Genomic DNA, 17,694 nt, shown 5'->3' with positions numbered 1-17,694 from the left:
GCAAGTCGGTGCTTGCCTATGGTGGCGGCATGGCGGACGATGTGTTCAAGGCCCTCGCCGATCCCACCCGCCGGCTCATCCTCGACGGGCTGGCGGAGCGGGACGGGCAGTCCCTCTTCGAGATCTGCGCGCGCCTGGCGACCAGGCACGGCGTGGCGATCTCCCGGCAGGGAGTGAGCCAGCACCTCGCGGTGCTCGAGGCCGCCGGCCTGGTGAGGACCCGGCGCGAGGGCCGCTACAAGTTCCACGACCTGAACACCGAGCCGCTCGAACGCGTCCTGAGCCGGTGGCTCAGGACCGACACCCCGGAGAACACCCCATGAGGATCAACCTGACCAGCGTCTTCGTCGACGACCAGGACAAGGCGCTGCGCTTCTACACCGACGTGCTGGGCTTCGTGAAGAAGACCGAGGTCCCGCTGGGCGGCCACAGCTGGCTGACCGTGGTGTCGCCGGACGAGCCCGACGGCGTCGAGCTGGTCCTGGAGCCCAACCAGCACCCCGCCGCCAAGGCCTACCAGGACGCGCTGGCCGCCGACGGCATCCCGGTGAACTCCTTCGCGGTCGACGACGTCCACGCCGAGTTCGCTCGCATGAGCGCCCTCGGCGTCCGCTTCACCCAGGCGCCGACCGACATGGGCCCGGTCACCACCGCGATCCTCGACGACACCTGCGGCAACCTGATCCAGATCGCCGAGTACAAGGACTGACCGGCACCGGCCGCCCGCTACGCCCGCACGAACTCCCCGCCCCGCGCGTGCAGGAGTTCGTGCAGCGCCAGGAAGACCTCGGCGGAGCGGGTGCCCGGCCAGTTCTCGGGGAGGAGGGCGAGCGGGAGGACCGGGTCCGCGTAGGGCAGCCGGCGCCAGGAGTCGAGGGCGGGCAGATAGGCGCGGTAGGCCTCCTCGGGAGTCGGCCGCCGGCCGGCCGACCAGGTGCGGAGCACCGGCTCGTGGACGTCGAGGAACTCCTCGTGGAGCTTGGCGATGGACGGCAGGTCCCACCAGCGGGACACCGCCTCGGCCGTCGGCGCGAACCCGAGGTGGTCGCCCCGGAACAGGTCCACGTACGAGGAGAGCTCGAGCCGCTCCAGGGTGTGCCGGGTCTCCTCGTGCAGCCGCGCCGGGGCGATCCAGACGCCCGGCGCCGCCGTCCCGAAGCCGAGCCGGGCGAGCCGCGAGCGCAGCAGGTGCCGCTTGTGCCGCTCGGCCTCGGGCACGGAGAAGACGGCGAGCACCCAGCCGTCCTCCAGGGCGGGCTCGGTACGGGCGTAGATCCGCCGGTCGCCGTCGTCCAGGAGCATCCTCGCGTCCTCCGACAGCGCGTAGCCGGCGGCGCCCTCCGCCGTCCGCCGGGGCAGCAGCAGCCCGCGCCGCTTCAGCCGTGACACCGACGAGCGCACCGAGGGCGCGTCGACGCCGAGCACGGCGAGGAGCCGGATCAGCTCCGCCACCGGGAACGGCGCGCCGTCCGGCAGCCGCCCGTACGCGCCGTACAGGGAGACGATCAGGGATCGGGGAGTGTGCTGCTCGGCCACGGTGATCACTTTAGGGTGCCCGGTCCCGCGCCGTCGTCCCGCACGTCCTTCCCTCCCCGTCCGTCCGGCCCTTCCCGTCCGTCCGGCACGTCCCTCAGCCGGTAGCGCTGGATCTTGCCGGTCGCCGTGCGCGGCAGCGCGTCCAGGAACACGATCTCGCGCGGCGCCTTGTACGGCGCGAGCCGGGCCCGGACGAAGGTGCGCAGCGCGGTCGCCGTGCCCCCGTCGCGCGGCACTCCGTCCCGTACCACCGTGTACGCCACCACGACCTGCCCGCGCAGCTCGTCGGGCCGCCCCACCACGGCCGTCTCGACGACGTCCGGGTGGGCGAGCAGCGCCTCCTCCACCTGCGGGCCCGCGATGTTGTATCCGGCCGAGATGATCATGTCGTCGGCGCGCGAGACGTAACGGAAGTAGCCGTCCGGGTCGCGGACGTACGTGTCGCCCGTGACGTTCCAGCCGTCGTGCACGTAGTCCGCCTGCCGCGGGTCGGCGAGATAGCGGCAGCCGACCGGGCCGCGCACCGCGAGCAGGCCCTCCTCGCCGTCCGGCAGGTCCTTCAGGCCCGTCCCGTCCCGTCCGACCACCCGTGCCTCCCAGCCGGGGACCGGCCGGCCGGTGGTGCCGGGGCGGATCTCTCCGTCGGCGGCGGAGATGAAGATGTGCAGCAGCTCGGTGGCGCCGATGCCGTTGATCAGCTTCAGGCCGGTCCGCTCCCGCCAGGCCTCCCAGGTGGCCGCCGGCAGGTTCTCGCCGGCCGACACGCAGCGGCGCAGCGAACCCAGCTCGTGGGCGTGCCCTGGCTTGTCGAGCTCGTCGAGCATCACCCGGTAGGCGGTCGGCGCCGTGAACAGCACCGACACCCGGTGCCGTTCGACCGCGGCGAGCAGCTGCTGCGGACCGGCCTGTTCGAGCAGCACCGCGCGCGCCCCGGCCCGCAGCGGGAAGACGACGAGCCCGCCGAGGCCGAAGGTGAAGCCGAGCGGCGGCGAGCCGGCGAAGACGTCGTCCGGCTCCGGGCGCAGGACGTGCGCGGAGAAGGTGTCGGCGGCGGCGAGCACGTCCCGGTGGAAGTGCATGCAGCCCTTGGGCCGCCCGGTGGTGCCCGAGGTGAAGGCGATGAGCGCCACGTCGTCGGCGGCGGTCGGCACCGCCTCGAACCGCCCGGGCTTGCCGATGGCGAGGCTGAGCAGGTCGTCGGCCCCGTCCCCGCCGAACGGCGTGACGCGCAGCCCGGGCACCTGCGCCTTCAGCAGCTCGTCGAGGGCGCGCACGTCGCACAGGGCGTGGCTGCACCTGGCCATCTCGCACATCACCGCCAGCTCGCCGGCGCGCTGCTGGGCGAGGACGGTGACGGCGATCGCGCCCGCCTTCATCACGGCGAGCCAGCAGGCCGCGAGCCAGGGCGTGGTGGGGCCGCGCAGCAGCACCCGGTTGCCGGGGCGCACGCCGAGGTCGTCGGCGAGGACGTGCGCGATGCGGTCGACGCGCTCGCGCAGCTGGCCGTACGACCAGACGCCGCCCTCGCCGTCCCGGAACACCTCGCGATCCGGGCCGAAACGTTCCACCGTGCGGTCGAGCAGCTCGGTGCCGCAGTTGAGCCGTTCGGGATAGGTGAGGGAGGGCAGCTCGAAGAGGAGGTGCGGCCACTGTTCCGCGGGCGGCAGATGGTCGCGGGCGAAGGTGTCCAGGTACGCCGAGGGCGTCAGCTCCATGCGTCCGTCCCCCTGTCGGTGGGGTCGTCGTGGATCTTCGGATGTCCGTCGATCGCAGGAGCCGGGCGGGTCGGGGGCGGAGCCGCGAGCTGTCGGTCTGCTCCGTCCGTTCCGTTCCGTTCCGGTCCGGGATCGTCGTGGTGGGGTCGACCGTGGCTCCACGAGCGTATCGTGATGGTGACGACAGTCAACGGTTCGCGATACAGGTGCTCGTCCCGCCGGCGTCCGCCCGGCGCCCGGCGGACGCACCAGAGAGGGCCCCGATGGCCGCATTCTCGCTCGATCCGGAACAGACCACCTGGTGTGCCGAGCTGCGCGCGCTCGCCGCCGAGCAGCTGCGGCCCCTCGCCGACAAGGGCGAACCGGGCCGCGTCAACCGTCCCCTCGTCGCCGCCCTCGGCGCCCACGGCCTGATCGGCCGCCTCTTCGACTCGGGCGCCCTCGACCTCTGCCTGATGCGCGAGTCCCTCGCCCACGCCTGTACGGAGGCCGAGACCGCCCTGGCCCTCCAGGGCCTCGGCGCCCACCCGGTCGCCGCCTTCGGCACGCCGGACCAGCGCGCCCGCTGGCTGCCCGAGGTCGTCGCGGGCCGCGCCGTCGCCGCCTTCGCCCTCTCCGAGCCGGGCGCCGGCTCGGACGCCGCGGCCCTCGCCCTCGAAGCCGTACCGGACCCGGACACGGACCCCGGCGGCCCGCCCCGCTGGCGCCTGTACGGCGAGAAGCGCTGGATCTCGAACGCGCCCGAGGCGGACCTCGTGACCGTGTTCGCCCGAACGGGCGAGAGCGCGGGCGGCGGTGCGGGAGACGGCGCCGGGCCGCGGGCCGGGGGACGTGCCGGGGGAGCTGCCGGCGACGGATCCGGCGGCAGGTCCGCCGACGGGGCCCGTGCCGGGTCCCGGGGCGTCACCGCCTTCCTCGTGCCCGCCGACCGCCCCGGGCTCTCCGGCGAGGCCCTCGACATGCTCGCCCCGCACGCGCTCGGCGCCCTCGTCTTCGACGGGGTACCGGTCGGGCCCGAGGACGTCCTGGGAGAGCCGGGACAGGGCTTCCGGGTCGCGATGAACACGCTCAACCTCTTCCGGCCCAGCGTCGGCGCCTTCGCCGTCGGGATGGCGCAGGCCGCGCTCGACGCCGCCCTCGTCCACACCGCCGCGCGCCCCGCCTTCGGCGGCGTCCTCGCGGACCTCCAGGCCGTCGCCCACCAGGTCGCCGAGATGGCCACCCGCACCGAGGCCGCCCGGCTGCTGGTGTACGCGGCGGCCGAGGCGTACGACCGTGGCGACCCGGACGTGCCGCGCCGCGCGGCCATGGCGAAGCTGCTCGCCACCGAGACCGCGCAGTACGTCGTCGACGCGGCGGTGCAGCTGCACGGCGCCATGGCCCTGCAGCGCGGCCACCTCCTCGAACACCTCTACCGGGAGGTCCGGGCGCCCCGCATCTACGAGGGCGCCACGGAGGTGCAGCGCACCATCATCGCCAAGGAGCTCTACAAGCGACCCGTCACGGCCGGAGGCGCCCGATGAGCCTGCACCGCCACAACCCCGCCGAACTCTCCCCGCCCATCGGCTTCAGCCACGCCGTCACCGCCACCGGCACCCGCGTGGCCTTCCTCGCCGGGCAGACCAGCCTCGACCGCGACGGCAAGGTGACGGGGGAGACCCTGCCCGAGCAGTTCGAGACCGCGCTCACCAACCTGCTCGCCGCCCTCCGCCACGCCGGCGGCTCGCCCGCCGACCTCGCCCGGGTCACCGTCTACGCCACGGACGTCGCCGACTACCGCCGGCACGCGCACGAACTCGGCGGCATCTGGCACCGGTTGGCCGGCCGCGACTACCCGGCGATGGCCGTGATCGGAGTCGTACGGCTCTGGGACGAACAGGCCCTGGTCGAACTGGACGGCTTCGCGGTCCTGGAGTAGCGGCCCCGGAGCCGGGCGAAGGGCCGGGCCCCCGAGTCGCTGAAAGATCAACTGGTCACCCCCGGGGGCCGGGCTTAGTGTCGAAAGGTGGACTGACCGGCCCACGGCTCCCGCAGGTGAGGGCGCGATGCGGCATGAGTACACCCAAGCCGACCACCCCGCAACAGACCGCGGCCCCGAAGAAGTCCGGCGGCGACGGCAAGGGCATCGCCCTGTTCGTGATCGCCTCGTGCCAGCTGATGGTGGTCCTCGACATCACCATCGTGAACATCGCACTCCCGGACATCCAGAGGTCGCTCGACTTCTCCACCACGAGCCTGTCCTGGGTGGTCAACGCCTACACGCTGACCTTCGGCGGCCTGCTGCTGCTCGGCGGCCGGGCCGGTGACATCCTGGGCCGCCGCCGGGTCTTCATCTTCGGCGTGCTGCTCTTCGGATTCGCCTCGCTGCTCGGCGGATTCGCCCAGGAGTCCTGGCAACTCCTCGCGGCCCGGGCGCTGCAGGGCGTCGGCGGCGCGATCGCCTCGCCGACCTCGCTGTCGCTGATCACCACCACCTTCGACGAGGGTCCCGAACGCAACCGCGCCTTCGGCGTGTTCGCGGGCGTCTCGGCCGGCGGCGGCGCCATCGGCCTGCTCGCCGGCGGCGTCCTCGTCGAATGGCTCGACTGGCGCTGGGTGTTCTTCGTCAACGTGCCGATCGCCCTGCTCATCGCCTTCCTGACGCCCCGCCACGTCAAGGAGTCGGAGCGGCATCCGGGCCACTTCGACATCCTGGGCGCGCTCACCTCGACGCTCGGCATGGTCGCGCTGGTCTACGGCTTCATCCGCGCCGCGCAGGAGGGCTGGGGGGACCCGTACACCGTGGCCTCGTTCGCGGCGGCGGTCGTGCTGCTCGTCTCCTTCGTCCTGATCGAGCGCCGCTCGCGGCAGCCGATCACCCCGCTGCACATGTTCGCGGACCGCAACCGGGCGGGCACGTACGCCATCATGCTCTGCCTCGCGGCGGCCATCTTCGGGATGTTCTTCTTCCTGACCCTCTTCGTGCAGACGGTCCTGGACTTCAGCCCGCTGCAGGCCGGACTGGCCTTCCTGCCGGTCAGCGCGGTGATCGCGGTCCTCGCCGGGGTCACCTCCCAGTTCCTGCCGCGCTTCGGCCCGAAACCCTTCATGGTGATCGGTTCGATCTGTCTGGCGGCCGGGCTGTCCTGGCTGACCCTGACGGACGTCGACTCCACCTACGCCGGCAGCATCCTCGGGCCGATGCTGGTGCTCAGCGCGGGCATGGGCATGATGTTCGTCTCGCTGACCCTGATGGCCCTCTCCGGCGTGGAGCCCCAAGAGGCGGGAGCCGCCTCCGGTCTGCTCAACGCGACCCAGCAGGTCGGCGGCTCCCTGGGCCTGTCCATCCTGGTCACGGTCTTCGGCACGGCCAGCCGCAACGAGGCCCAGGACCAGGTCCCCGCCTTCCTCTCCCAGGCCGGGCCCGTGGAGAAGGCCCAGTTCGCCAAGACCGGCCAGCTCCCGCCGCCCTGGGGCGACCTGGTCCTCACCAGCGGCGTCACCGCCGGCTTCATCGTGGCCGCGGCCTTCGCCATCCTCTCCGCCGTGATCGCCGTCTTCGCGATCAAAGTCCGGCCCTCGGACATGGAACGCCTGAAGGGCGGCGCGGTGATGCCGGGCGGGTGAGGCGGAGATCACGGTTTGGACGCACCCTGCTGGAGACAAGGTGAGGGCGAAAGCCCGAACCACCAGCGAAAGAAGGCACGTTGAGCGAGAAGCAGAGAATCCGGCCGATATCCCTGACGGTGGCGGCGGCGACGGCTATCGCCGCCGCCGCCGTGTTCACGGCGTCCGGCACCGGCCTCGCCGAGGGCCTTGGCGCGGCCGCGCCGGCGGCCGAATCGGTCGACGGCGGCGACACCGTCGGCGTTTCCGTGGGGACCACCTCGGGTGAGACCTCTGGGGAGACCACCGGCGGGACGACGACCGGCGGTGTGGACGGCGGGGGCGACGGTGGTGTGTCCACGGGCGGGACCGTGGGCGGCGGAGAGACGTCGGGCGGGGGAGAGCCGACGTCGAGCCCGACGCCCGACCCGTGGCCGAGTCCGACGTACAGCCCGCCGAGCCCGACGCCCAGCCCGTCGGAGCCGAGCCCGACGCCCAGCCCTTCGGTGCCGCCGGTCACCGGCGACATCCCCGCCACCGCCTATGCGTGCTGGAACACGGGGAAGCCGATCACCGGTACCTACGTGGGCCTGGTCCCCGCCGGAACCCTCCCGACGGGCAACAAGGCGACCCTGGTCGAGCTGCGCTTCGTCCCGAAGACGGACCCGGCCACGGGCCTTCCTGCCGACGACGAGATCGTCACCCGCTTCGCCCCGGCCGGCGGTGCCTGGACGGCCGCCGAGCCGGTGAAGCTGCAACTGCAGCCGGACGGCATCAAGCCGTTCCGGCCGGTGGTGGACGGTGCCGCGCTGAAGATGCCGGAGATCCGGCTGGCCGACGTGAACTGCTGGGACAGCACCCTCTCCAGCATCGGCGGCATCGTCCGCTTCGGCGGCGAGGGCGGCAACGGCGGCGTCGAGGTCAAGGTCCCGGTCACCTGGTACCGCTCCTGACGGAGCCCGCTCATCGCGCGTACAGATCAGAATCCGATCGGATGAACTTACCGGGGCGGCCCGTCGATGGGCGGCCGCGGCCGCTCCTCCGCACGCACAGTGAGCGCCAGGCACTGTGCAAGCGAAGGAGAGACACCCATGTGGGAAGTGCATCGCCGTAGACGGCTCGCGGCCGCCCTGGGGGCCCATACGCTCGCCGCGGCGGCCCTGCTCGGAATGGGGGCCGGCGCGGCGGGCGCCGCGGAGCCGACCTGCTTCGGCGCCACGGCCACGGTCACCGGCACCCAGGGCACGCCGGGCGACGACGTGATCATCGGCACGCCCGGCAACGACCGCATCGACGGCGCGGGCGGCGACGACAAGATCTGCGGCCTGGGCGGAAACGACGTCCTCGGCGGCGGCGCGGGTCACGACAGCGTCGCGGGAGGCACGGGCGACGACCAGGTCGACGGCGGCCTCGGCGACGACCTGCTGGTCGGCGACGAGTACGCCGACGGCGACGTGACCGGCGGCGTCGCCGGCCGCGACCGGGTCGACGGCGGAGGGGACAACGACAACATGTTCGGGGACAACGTGTCCGCGGGCGGCAAGGCCGTGGGCGGGGCAGCGGACACGATCCACGGCGGCGTCGGCCACGACCTGATCACCGGAGACAGCTCCGGCGTCGAGGCGTCCGGAGGGGCGAACGACTTCCTCCACGGCGACGACGGCGAGGACATCATCGTGGGCGACTCGTACGCCGTCACCAAGGCCACGGGCGCCGGCGACGACGTGATCCTCCTGGGCCAGGGCGACTTCGACTTCGCCGTCGGCGACAGCCGCGCCGACGACGTCGTGGACGGCGCGGGCGGCGATGACACCGTCGACCTGGGAACCGACGGCGGCTTCGGGGCGGCGGGCGACCACGTGGCCAACTTCGGCAAGTCCACCGGATCCGGCAGGGACCGCATCACGGGCGGCTCCGCCGACGAGATCGTCCTCCTCGGCGACAGCGTGACGAACACCGCCACCGATGCCACGGCCGCCGACGACGTCGTCAACGGCCGCGGCGGCGCCGACCGCGTCTTCGGCGACAACGTCGACAGCGAACTCAACGTCTCCATCGGCACCGTGGGCGGCGCCGACACCCTCCTCGGCGGCGAAGGCCCCGACCACGTCCGCGGCGGCCCCGGCCCCGACCGCCTCAACGGCGGCCCGGGCACCGACGACTGCGACGGAGAGGCGGGCGCGGACATCGAAACGGCCTGCGAGGCCTGAACCGGACGGGGGCCAGGTGGGCGGGACGGAGGCCCCGTCACCCACCGGCGTACCGGAAGGGTGACGGGGCCTCCGCAGGTTTCGCAGACTTTCGCGGGGATTATCCCTAGATATCCCGGAAGATCTCGATCTGCGCCCCCACCGAGTTCAGCCGCTCCGCCAGGTCCTCGTACCCCCGGTTGATGACGTAGACGTTCCGCAGCACCGACGTGCCCTCCGCCGCCATCATCGCCAGCAGGACGACCACCGCCGGGCGCAGGGCCGGCGGGCACATCATCTCGGCGGCGCGCCAGCGGGTGGGGCCCTCGACCAGGACGCGGTGGGGGTCCAGGAGCTGGAGGCGGCCGCCGAGGCGGTTGAGGTCGGTGAGGTAGATGGCGCGGTTGTCGTAGACCCAGTCGTGGATCAGGGTCTTGCCCTGGGCCGTGGCCGCGATCGCCGCGAAGAAGGGCACGTTGTCGATGTTGAGGCCCGGGAAGGGCATCGGGTGGATCTTGTCGATCGGCGCCTCCAGCTTGGAGGGGCGGACCGTGAGGTCGACCAGGCGGGTGCGGCCGTTGTCGGCGGCGTACTCGGGCGAGCGGTCGTGGTCGAGGCCCATCTCCTCCAGGACCGCGAGCTCGATCTCCATGAACTCGATCGGGACCCGGCGGATCGTCAGCTCCGACTCCGTCACGACGGCCGCGGCCAGCAGGCTCATCGCCTCGACCGGGTCCTCGGAGGGGGAGTAGTCGACGTCGACGTCGATCTCCGGGACGCCGTGCACGGTGAGCGTCGTCGTGCCGATGCCCTCGACCCGTACGCCCAGCGCCTCCAGGAAGAAGCACAGGTCCTGGACCATGTAGTTGGAGGAGGCGTTGCGGATGACGGTGACGCCGTCGTGGCGGGCGGCGGCCAGCAGGGCGTTCTCGGTCACCGTGTCCCCGCGCTCGGTCAGGACGATCGGGCGGTCGGGGGCCACGGACTGCTCGATTTGGGCGTGGTAGAGGCCCTCGGTCGCGGTGATGTCGAGGCCGAAGCGGCGCAGCGCGATCATGTGCGGCTCGATGGTGCGGGTGCCGAGGTCGCAGCCGCCGGCGTACGGCAGCTTGAAGCGGTCCAGGCGGTGCAGCAGCGGGCCGAGGAACATGATGATGGAGCGGGTGCGGATCGCGGCCTCGGCGTCGATGGACTCCATGTCCAGCTCGGCGGGCGGCACGATCTCCAGGTCCACGCCCTCGTTGATCCAACGGGTGCGGACGCCGATGGAGTTGAGGACCTCCAGGAGGCGGAAGACCTCCTCGATGCGGGCGACCCGGCGCAGCACCGTGCGGCCCTTGTTGAGCAGCGAGGCGCACAGCAGCGCGACACAGGCGTTCTTGCTGGTCTTGACGTCGATGGCGCCGGAGAGGCGGCGGCGGCCGACGACCCGCAGGTGCATCGGGCCGGCGTAACCGAGAGAGACGATCTCGCTGTCGAGTGCCTCGCCGATGCGGGCGATCATCTCAAGGCTGATGTTCTGGTTGCCGCGCTCGATCCGGTTGACGGCGCTCTGGCTGGTGCCGAGTGCGTCGGCCAGCTGGGTCTGGGTCCAGCCGCGGTGCTGGCGGGCGTCACGGATGAGCTTGCCGATGCGTACGAGGTAGTCGTCTGCCATGGCGTCACGTTATCTCAGATATGAGATGAGCCTTGCGATGGGGTAGGCCATCAGGGTGACAGGCTGTGGGCGACGGGGTGACGCGGCTGGTAGAGCGGCAGTTCGGTCCCGCTCGGCAGCCGTACCGCCCCGAGCAGGCCCCAGCCCTGGTCGCTGACGGGCCGTGAGACCTCCGCTCCGCGGTCCTCCAGGATCTTCAGGGTCTCCGCGATGTCCTCGCACATCAGGTAGACCTCCTGCTTCGGCTCCTCCTCGGTGGGATGCACCGCGATCTCGGCCGGTGGCAGCTTGAAGATGAGCCAGCCCCGCCCCGCGTCCACGTGCTCGAAGCGGAAGACGTCCTGGAGGAAGGCGCGGTCCGCCTCCGCGTCACGGGTGTAGAGGATCACATGCGCGCCGCTGAACATGCCTCAATCGTCCGCTCCCATCCGCTTTGCGGCAATCGCGCCGCGCCCGTACGGGGGCCGGAACGGTGACCGGGTCGCTTTCCCTGCACTCACCCCTCGTGCAGGCGCACCCGCTGGATCTGGCAGGCCAGCGCGCGGCGCCTGGACGCCCGGCCCGCCTCGGTGCCCTCGCCCGTCGCCAGGACGTCGAGACCGCGCGCGATCCGGTCGTACGTTTTCCGGTACGCCCTGAACGGCGCTTCCGCCCCGTACTCCCGCAGGTCCTCCTCGACCAGGCGGCGCAGCGCGTCCACGTTCTGCGGTGTGAAGCGCTTCCGGCCCCGGGCCAGCGCGTGCACCAGGCGCGAGCAGTGGGCGGTGTCGTCGAGCGCCGCCGAGAGCTCCTCGGCCAGGCCCCACAGTCGCCCTTCCAGCCACGGCGTGTCGAGCTGCTCGAGCGACACGTCCGCCGGTTCGTCCGCCCCGGCCGCCCTGGCCACCTGCTTGGAGACCGCGGGCTGGCTCATCCCGGCGAGCCGGGCGAGCCGGTCCTGGGTCCATCCGGCGCCGGCGAACAGCTGGATCATCTCGGCGCGCAGGCGCCGCATCTCCTCGCCGGCGTGAATGATCTCGTTCATTCCCGCGAACATCCGCCCGACCTGTTCCTCGGTCATGGTCTCGGCGGTCTCGGTCGTGCTCCCGGTCGTCGGGCTCTCCTCGGTTCTCACAACTCAGTTATACCCGGTCGCCCTCAGGGCTCGACACGACTCATAACCAGGTTGTACAACATGGTTATGAGCACTCCTCCGGCCGTCCACGGCACCCTCACCGCCCCCGACGGCACCCGCCTCGCCCATCGCCTCACCGGCTCCGGCGACCCGCTCCTCTGCGTCCCCGGCGGCCCTGCCGACTCCGCGTACCTCGGCGACCTGGGCGGTCTGGACGCCCACCGCACCCTGGTCCTCCCCGACCTGCGCGGCACCGGCCGGTCCGCCAGGCCCGCCGACCCCGCCGGCTACCGCTGCGACCGGCTCGTCGACGACATCGAGGCCCTGCGCGCCCACCTCGGTCTCGAGCGCGTCGACCTGCTCGGCCACTCCGCGGGAGCGAACGTCGCCGTCCAGTACGCGGCCCGGTACCCGCACCGCGTGACCCGCCTGGTCCTCGTCACCCCGGGTCTGCGTGCCGTGGGCATCGACATCGCCGCCGAGGACCGGCTCGGCCTCGCGCGCCGCCGCGCGCACGAGCCCTGGTTCCCGGCGGCCTTCGCCGCCCTGGAGGCGATCAACGACGGCACGGGCGATGACTGGGCGGCGATCGCACCCTTCCGGTACGGCCGCTGGGACGAGGCGGCCCGACGCCACGAGGCCGCGAGCCGCCCGGACAACCCCGAGGCCGTCGCCGGCTTCGGCGCCGACGGCGCCTTCGCGCCTGACCGGATCCGCGCCACCCGTGCCGCGCTCGCCACCCTGCCCGCCCCCGTCCTGCTGCTCGCGGGGGAGTTCGACCTCAACAGTCCGCCGGGCGTCGTGGCGGAACTCGCGAATCTCGTGTCCCACGCCGTACTCCGCGTACAGCCCGGGGCGGGCCACTACCCCTGGCTGGACGACCCGGCCGCCTTCGCCGAGTCGATGACGGCGTTCCTGGACGGCGCTTCTCGGTGAGGGTCCCGACGGCGTTCCTTGACGGCGTTTCTCGGTGACCTTCCCCGGCGATGCTTCCCGGCGGCGTTCCCTGGTGACGTTTCTCGACGCCTTTCGACGCCTTTTCTCCCCGCCCTTTCTCCACGGCCTTTCTCCACGGCGTTTCTCCGTGGCGCCGAACGCGGGCTCGGCTCAGCCGAACGCGAAGGCGGCCGACGCGTCGATGAGGGCGAGCCGGCCCGGGCCGGCTCCTCGGGTCCGCGCCTGTGCCACGAAACCGCCCAGCTCCGCGCGTACGGTGGCCGAGTCGATGCGCCTGATCACGGGCAGCGTGGCCTCGATGATCTGGCAGGCCTCGTCGAGGCGGCCGGCACCGGCGAGCGCTGTCGCCTGCCGGACCGCGAAGCGGGCCTGGGAGTTGCTGTCCGCCGGAACGGCCGGCAGGAGGCCGCGTCCGCCGGCGGAAAGGCCGGCGGCGCCCAGCTCGGCGGCGAAAAGGTCGGCGGCGAGCTCGAAGCGACACAGGCTGAGCATGCAGGACGCTTCGATGAGCCGAGGGTTGCCGTTCTCGACCCGTGGACCCCAGTGAGGGGTCCGGCCGCCGACGGCCTCGGCGGTGTGGCTTCCGAACCGCGTCAGTGCCTCCCGGCAGGCCTCCGCGTCACCGCGCCGCGCGTGCGCCTGCGCCGCGCGCCGCGCGGCCTGCGCGCGGATCACCGGGTCGGCCGCCGGGTGCGCGTCCGCCTGGTCGGCGAGTCCGATCGCCGCATCGCTGTCACCGCGGTGCTGGGCGATGAACGCCTTGCGCACCAGGGCGTACGCGGCCACCGTCTCGTCTCCGCCGCGCGCACCCCAGCGGACAGCGGTGTTCGTCCAGCGCAAGGCTTCGGCGGGATTTCCCGCCTCTTGCGCCATCCAGCCCGCGTACTCGGCGAACGTCGAGGCCAGCCGCCAGATCTCGGCACGCTCCTCGCCGGCGGCAAGCGGACCGGCGTCCGTCAGGATCCGGATGATCGACTTCAGTGAAGCGGCGACGAACCTCGGTCCGTTGGATCTGCCGATGTCCTTCAGCTCGCGCAGGACCCGCTCGTATCCGGCGACCACGGGGCCGGCCTCGACGACCTCCTCGGCCGGGCCGCCCCTGCGCCGAGGCGCCGCCAGCTCGGCGAGTTCCCCGCCGGCGCCGAACGCCGCGTCGCAGGCCGCCGCCACAGCCGGCGTCGGGTTGCGCAGTCCGCTCTCCAGATTGCAGATCTGCCCGTCGGACACGTTCGCACGCCGGGCGAGCTCGCGCACGCTCCACCCCCGACGTGCCCGCAGCGTGGCCAGGACGACGCCGAAGTCGCCTGGCGGCAGACGGGTACCGGATGATCTCCGCGGTGGATCCGCCCGTGTCGGATCCGCCGGTGCCGGATCCGCCCGTGTCGCATCCGCCTGTGCCGGATCCACTCGTGCCGGAACCGTTCCTCCCGCGCTGTCCGCCGAGTCCATACCAGCCAGCGTACGGAGCCTTGCGGCTGCTATTCAATCCTCGCTGAATAGCAGCCGCGCGACTGCTCCGCCCCTATGGTGAGCACCATCCCTGACGTCAAGTCCCGCCAGAGAGGGGGCACTTGTGCCGCGCGTCTTCCTCAGCTTCCGCAAACCGGACTCCCGTTGGATGCGAGACCGCGTCTACCGCGAGCTGTCCGACCGCCTGGGTGCCGACGAGATCTTCAAGTCGGGCCGGTCGATCCCGCCCGGGGCCGATTTCGCCGAGATCCTGCGGCGGCAGGCCGCCGAGTGCGAGCTCATGTGCGTCCTGATCGGCCCGGGGTGGCTCGACGCACGCGGCGAGGACGGTTCCCGGCTGCTGGACCGGGACCACGACTGGGTCCGCCTGGAGATCGCCACGGCTCTTCGGGCGGGAAACCGCGTCGTCCCGGTCCTGCTGGGTGACGCGACGATGCTGCCCGACGCCTCGACGCTGCCGGCCGAGATCGCGGCGCTGGGGCGCCTGCAGTTCCTCCGCGTTCCCGAGACCCATCTGCCGGACGGGCTGGCGCACCTGGGCGACGCGGTGGCTGCCCTGCTGTCCGATGCCGGGCCCGTCGGCGGATCCGGGCCGGGTACGGAGCAGTCTCCCGGCGCCGAGCCGGCCGCCGGCCCGGCGCCGTCGGTGACCATGACGGCCCATGTGACCGGCGGTGGCAGCTCGTACATGGCGGCCCGTGACCAGACGATCAGGCTGGCGTGAGGGGCGGACGAGGATGAAGCATCCCGGAGCGGACGACGCTCGCCGGATCGGGTCGCACACGCTGCTCGGACGGCAGGGAACGGTCGGCGGGAACGACGTCTTCACGGCGCGTACGGACGCAGGGCGACTCGTCACCGTCACGGTCGTACGAAGCGAACTCGCCGCGGAGCCGGGCTTCCGGGACCGGTTCCGCGCCGCCGTGGAGGCGGCAAGGACGCTGTCCGGTGCCGCATTCCTCGCGCCGGTGGTGGATGCCGACACCGACGCGCCGCTTCCGTGGCTGGCGACCGAGTTCACCGCGGGACTGCCCCTACGGCATGCGGTGGACCGGCACGGACCGCTGTCCGAACCGGCTCTGCGGGTCCTCGCCGACGGCCTCGGCCGGGCGCTCGCCGTGCTCCACGCCGCCGGAACGGTCCACGGCGAGGTGAGCCCGGACTCGGTGCTGCTCACCATGGACGGGCCCCGCGTCAGCGCCCTGGGAATCGCGGGAGCCACCGGCAGTCCGGCGCCCGCGCCGACGGACGACATGGTCGACCTCGGGTCGACCGTGCTGTTCGCTGCTTCCGGAGGCGAGCCGGACCTGGGTGCCCTGCCCGTGTCGCTGCGCGAGGTGATCGGCGGCTGCCTGTACCCGGAACCGCCCGACCGTCCCACCGCGCAGCAACTCGTCGACTACCTGAGACGTCAGAACCTGCCGTCCCTGGAGGGAAGCTGGCTGCCGCCGGCGGTGACCGCCGACATGGCAGCCGCCGCTGCGGCGGCAGGATCGGCACCCGCCCAGAGCGGAGCCCAAGGCACCCAGGACAGCGCCCCCGACCTGCTGCTTCCGCCGCCGGTGATCGCCGCCGACAGAGGTGTCAGCCGTCGGAAGCTGCTCATCGGACTGGCGGGAGGCGCGGCCGTGCTCGGCGGATCCGCGGCTGCGGTGGCCTTCTCCAGCGACTCGCCGCCGGCAGCCGGCGGCCGGACCGGCGGGCCCGGGGCCGGCGTGCGGCCGGCTACTCCCTCCGGCGCACCGTCCTCCTCGGCCCCTTCCGCGTCGCCGTCCTCGACGGACGAACCGGAACCGATCGTCCTGACCGGAGCTGACGCCGTCCCGGCCTGGTCGCGCACCGGCAAGCACGCCCCCACCTGCCTGGAAGCCACCGACAAGGTGGTCATGGTGGTCACGAAAGACGGGACGTCCTTCCTGGACGCGACGACCGGGAAGACCGCGTTCTCCGGGTTCGACACGAAGAACGACTCCGGCGTGACCAGCCTCCGACACCCGACGGCGTACGCGGACGGAGTGTTCTACCTGCTCTGTGACACGCCGAAGGCGACGAATCTACTGGCGGCGTTCGACGCGGTCAGCGGCAAGCTGAAGTGGGCGACCGAGATGGCCGACACGGGTCCCGGCGGCGGCAAGCACACGGCGATGTACATGAGCGACTACGTGGCGGCCGCGGGGAGCACGGTCTACGTGTGCGGGACTCTGCTCGTGCTGGACGGGAAGTTCTCGGCCAAGGATCCGACGATCGGCTACATCCGCGCGTTCGACGCCGCCACCGGCAAGGGGCTCTGGCGGGTGACGGGCACGGACATCAACAACGTGCTCGTACCGCCCACCGGTTCTCACCTGCTCGCCACCTCGGCCATCCCGGGCGGGAAATCCGGCCGTGTCCAGATGGTCGACGCCGGCCGGAAGGGTGCCCGCGGCTGGAAGGCGTCCGTTCAGGACGACGGGTTCTACTTCAACCCCGGCTGGCCGCTGACGTGCCACGCCGCCGGGACGTTCCTGTTCGCCGGCGGCGCCGGCGACACGCTGTTCGCCGTCGATCCGGCCACGGGCAGCGAGAAGTGGCATCGGCTCTTCCAGTCGAAGAGCGGGGACCGGGTCCGGATCGGCGCCCCGTTCCCCAGCCTGGACGGTGCGACCGTGTACGTGGGGGTCGGCAGCGATCTGGTCGCCCTGGACACGGCGGACGGCACCCTCCGGTGGGTCGCGAGGCTCGAGGGGGCCGGCGACACGGGCATGTCCAACCTGTTCCACGCCTCACTGAGGATGGGCGGCAGGAGCGCGCAGTGCTCGGCCGACACCGTCTTCGCCACGGACAGCGCCAAGACACTGTGGGCCATCGACGCGGCCACCGGCAGGGCCCGGTGGAGGTACCGCGACCCCGGGCAGCCGGACGCGGGTTTCCGGTGGACGGTGGGCGGCGACCGCGTCTTCGTCGCCTCCCACCTCACCATGACCGCGATCGCGGCCCACGCACGGTAAGCGACAAGGAGAAGAGATGGAGACGAGCGTGGAACTCGCCGGCCTGGCATCGGTGGCCGCGGCGCGCCTGATCGATCTGCTGGCGACGGACGGCTGGGCCGCCGTCAAGGCCTCGGTCCTGTCGCTGTGGCGGTCCGCGCATCCCGAGCGCGTCGAGGAGGAACTCGACGACGCGCGAGGCGAGTTGCTCCAGGCCCGGCAGACGGGCGACGGCCGGGAGCTCCAGGGACTGCTGGTCGCCGAGTGGCAGGCCCGCATCGTCCGACTGCTGGCCACCCGCCCGGACGCCGTCGACGAGCTGCGCGCGCTGTTCGGCGAGGAGCCGCGCGCGGCCGGAACCCGGGACCAGCAGATCACGGGCTCGATGACGCTGGAGGCACACGTGACCGGCGGCGACGCGTTCCTGGCCGGGCGCGACATGACCGTCACCAGGGGCGGGCAGGAGTGACGGAACGCGACACCGGTGCGGCGCCCGCCGAAGGGC

17 protein-coding genes are annotated in these 17,694 nt (G+C 72.6%); 11 read left to right on the top strand and 6 right to left on the bottom strand.

The features are described 5' to 3' along the window. Positions 1–29: 29 nt before the first annotated feature. The gene (locus ACFY8W_RS35300; RefSeq protein ID WP_391114562.1) at positions 30–323 is read left to right on the top strand and encodes a metalloregulator ArsR/SmtB family transcription factor; all 294 of its coding nucleotides are present in this window, start codon (positions 30–32) and stop codon (positions 321–323) included. Continuing rightward, the gene (locus ACFY8W_RS35295; protein ID WP_391114559.1) at positions 320–709 is read left to right on the top strand and encodes a VOC family protein; all 390 of its coding nucleotides are present in this window, start codon (positions 320–322) and stop codon (positions 707–709) included. The genes ACFY8W_RS35300 and ACFY8W_RS35295 overlap by 4 nt, the downstream gene beginning before the upstream one ends. Before the next feature lie 17 nt (positions 710–726). Here the strand turns inward: ACFY8W_RS35295 and ACFY8W_RS35290 are convergent, their stop codons facing one another. Further along, entirely contained in the window at positions 727–1,536 is an 810-nt protein-coding gene (locus ACFY8W_RS35290) for a PaaX family transcriptional regulator C-terminal domain-containing protein (protein WP_391114557.1), read from the bottom strand. Positions 1,537–1,541: 5 nt separating this feature from the next. Beyond that, entirely contained in the window at positions 1,542–3,251 is a 1,710-nt protein-coding gene (locus tag ACFY8W_RS35285; protein ID WP_391114555.1) for an AMP-binding protein, read from the bottom strand. A gap of 263 nt (positions 3,252–3,514) precedes the next feature. On the opposite strand from ACFY8W_RS35285, the gene ACFY8W_RS35280 reads away from it, so the two are divergent. The 5 genes from ACFY8W_RS35280 to ACFY8W_RS35260 all read left to right on the top strand — a co-directional run bounded on the left by ACFY8W_RS35280 (position 3,515) and on the right by ACFY8W_RS35260 (position 9,046). After that, complete coding sequence (locus ACFY8W_RS35280; protein ID WP_391114553.1) at positions 3,515–4,774, top strand: acyl-CoA dehydrogenase family protein; 1,260 nt, start codon at positions 3,515–3,517, stop codon at positions 4,772–4,774. After that, positions 4,771–5,169 (top strand): Rid family hydrolase, encoded by a 399-nt coding sequence (locus tag ACFY8W_RS35275; protein WP_391114550.1) that lies wholly within the window; start codon positions 4,771–4,773, stop codon positions 5,167–5,169. The genes ACFY8W_RS35280 and ACFY8W_RS35275 overlap by 4 nt, the downstream gene beginning before the upstream one ends. A gap of 134 nt (positions 5,170–5,303) precedes the next feature. After that, positions 5,304–6,857, top strand: coding sequence for an MFS transporter (locus tag ACFY8W_RS35270; protein ID WP_391114547.1), 1,554 nt, complete (start codon positions 5,304–5,306; stop codon positions 6,855–6,857). An 80-nt stretch (positions 6,858–6,937) separates the two neighbouring features. After that, positions 6,938–7,789: a hypothetical protein gene (locus ACFY8W_RS35265; RefSeq protein WP_391114545.1), complete on the top strand. Its 852-nt coding sequence runs from the start codon at positions 6,938–6,940 to the stop codon at positions 7,787–7,789. A 138-nt stretch (positions 7,790–7,927) separates the two neighbouring features. Next, positions 7,928–9,046: a calcium-binding protein gene (locus tag ACFY8W_RS35260; protein WP_391114543.1), complete on the top strand. Its 1,119-nt coding sequence runs from the start codon at positions 7,928–7,930 to the stop codon at positions 9,044–9,046. Positions 9,047–9,152: 106 nt separating this feature from the next. Here ACFY8W_RS35260 and ACFY8W_RS35255 read toward each other — a convergent pair whose 3' ends face one another. The 3 genes from ACFY8W_RS35255 to ACFY8W_RS35245 form a co-directional block, all read right to left on the bottom strand. Beyond that, the gene (locus ACFY8W_RS35255) at positions 9,153–10,682 is read right to left on the bottom strand and encodes a UDP-N-acetylglucosamine 1-carboxyvinyltransferase (protein ID WP_391114540.1); all 1,530 of its coding nucleotides are present in this window, start codon (positions 10,680–10,682) and stop codon (positions 9,153–9,155) included. 50 nt (positions 10,683–10,732) lie between these two features. Next, a complete protein-coding gene (locus ACFY8W_RS35250) occupies positions 10,733–11,089 on the bottom strand; it encodes a VOC family protein (protein WP_391114537.1) in 357 nt (118 codons plus the stop codon). Positions 11,090–11,178: 89 nt separating this feature from the next. Continuing rightward, positions 11,179–11,796 (bottom strand): sigma-70 family RNA polymerase sigma factor, encoded by a 618-nt coding sequence (locus tag ACFY8W_RS35245; RefSeq protein WP_391114535.1) that lies wholly within the window; start codon positions 11,794–11,796, stop codon positions 11,179–11,181. A 66-nt stretch (positions 11,797–11,862) separates the two neighbouring features. Between ACFY8W_RS35245 and ACFY8W_RS35240 the strand changes: the two genes are divergently transcribed. After that, complete coding sequence (locus tag ACFY8W_RS35240; RefSeq protein WP_391114532.1) at positions 11,863–12,732, top strand: alpha/beta fold hydrolase; 870 nt, start codon at positions 11,863–11,865, stop codon at positions 12,730–12,732. A gap of 171 nt (positions 12,733–12,903) precedes the next feature. Here ACFY8W_RS35240 and ACFY8W_RS35235 read toward each other — a convergent pair whose 3' ends face one another. Next, positions 12,904–14,067, bottom strand: coding sequence for a helix-turn-helix domain-containing protein (locus ACFY8W_RS35235; protein ID WP_391114652.1), 1,164 nt, complete (start codon positions 14,065–14,067; stop codon positions 12,904–12,906). Positions 14,068–14,326: 259 nt separating this feature from the next. On the opposite strand from ACFY8W_RS35235, the gene ACFY8W_RS35230 reads away from it, so the two are divergent. Genes ACFY8W_RS35230 through ACFY8W_RS35220 form a run of 3 tightly spaced genes read left to right on the top strand, consistent with a single transcriptional unit; the run spans position 14,327 to position 17,658 of the window. Further along, positions 14,327–14,947 carry a TIR domain-containing protein gene (locus tag ACFY8W_RS35230; protein ID WP_391114530.1) on the top strand — a complete coding sequence of 207 codons (621 nt, stop codon included), beginning with the start codon at positions 14,327–14,329 and terminating at the stop codon, positions 14,945–14,947. 13 nt (positions 14,948–14,960) lie between these two features. Next, positions 14,961–17,210 (top strand): PQQ-binding-like beta-propeller repeat protein, encoded by a 2,250-nt coding sequence (locus tag ACFY8W_RS35225; protein ID WP_391114527.1) that lies wholly within the window; start codon positions 14,961–14,963, stop codon positions 17,208–17,210. 16 nt (positions 17,211–17,226) lie between these two features. Next, positions 17,227–17,658: a hypothetical protein gene (locus ACFY8W_RS35220; RefSeq protein WP_391114524.1), complete on the top strand. Its 432-nt coding sequence runs from the start codon at positions 17,227–17,229 to the stop codon at positions 17,656–17,658. Positions 17,659–17,694 lie beyond the last annotated feature (36 nt).

This window comes from Streptomyces sp. NPDC012637 (assembly GCF_042954805.1).
Taxonomy (GTDB): Bacteria; Actinomycetota; Actinomycetes; order Streptomycetales; family Streptomycetaceae; genus Streptomyces.
The sequence above is the reverse complement of the archived record's forward strand: the minus strand, read 5'-3'. Positions and strand labels throughout refer to the sequence as shown.

Coding starts and splice junctions, on each gene's coding strand:
- ACFY8W_RS35300 (WP_391114562.1), top strand. CDS start 30: ATGGCGGACGATGTGTTCAAGGCCCTCGCCGATCCCACCCGCCGGCTC.
- ACFY8W_RS35295 (WP_391114559.1), top strand. CDS start 320: ATGAGGATCAACCTGACCAGCGTCTTCGTCGACGACCAGGACAAGGCG.
- ACFY8W_RS35285 (WP_391114555.1), bottom strand. CDS start 3,251: ATGGAGCTGACGCCCTCGGCGTACCTGGACACCTTCGCCCGCGACCAT.
- ACFY8W_RS35280 (WP_391114553.1), top strand. CDS start 3,515: ATGGCCGCATTCTCGCTCGATCCGGAACAGACCACCTGGTGTGCCGAG.
- ACFY8W_RS35275 (WP_391114550.1), top strand. CDS start 4,771: ATGAGCCTGCACCGCCACAACCCCGCCGAACTCTCCCCGCCCATCGGC.
- ACFY8W_RS35270 (WP_391114547.1), top strand. CDS start 5,304: ATGAGTACACCCAAGCCGACCACCCCGCAACAGACCGCGGCCCCGAAG.
- ACFY8W_RS35260 (WP_391114543.1), top strand. CDS start 7,928: ATGTGGGAAGTGCATCGCCGTAGACGGCTCGCGGCCGCCCTGGGGGCC.
- ACFY8W_RS35255 (WP_391114540.1), bottom strand. CDS start 10,682: ATGGCAGACGACTACCTCGTACGCATCGGCAAGCTCATCCGTGACGCC.
- ACFY8W_RS35250 (WP_391114537.1), bottom strand. CDS start 11,089: ATGTTCAGCGGCGCGCATGTGATCCTCTACACCCGTGACGCGGAGGCG.
- ACFY8W_RS35240 (WP_391114532.1), top strand. CDS start 11,863: ATGAGCACTCCTCCGGCCGTCCACGGCACCCTCACCGCCCCCGACGGC.
- ACFY8W_RS35225 (WP_391114527.1), top strand. CDS start 14,961: ATGAAGCATCCCGGAGCGGACGACGCTCGCCGGATCGGGTCGCACACG.
- ACFY8W_RS35220 (WP_391114524.1), top strand. CDS start 17,227: ATGGAGACGAGCGTGGAACTCGCCGGCCTGGCATCGGTGGCCGCGGCG.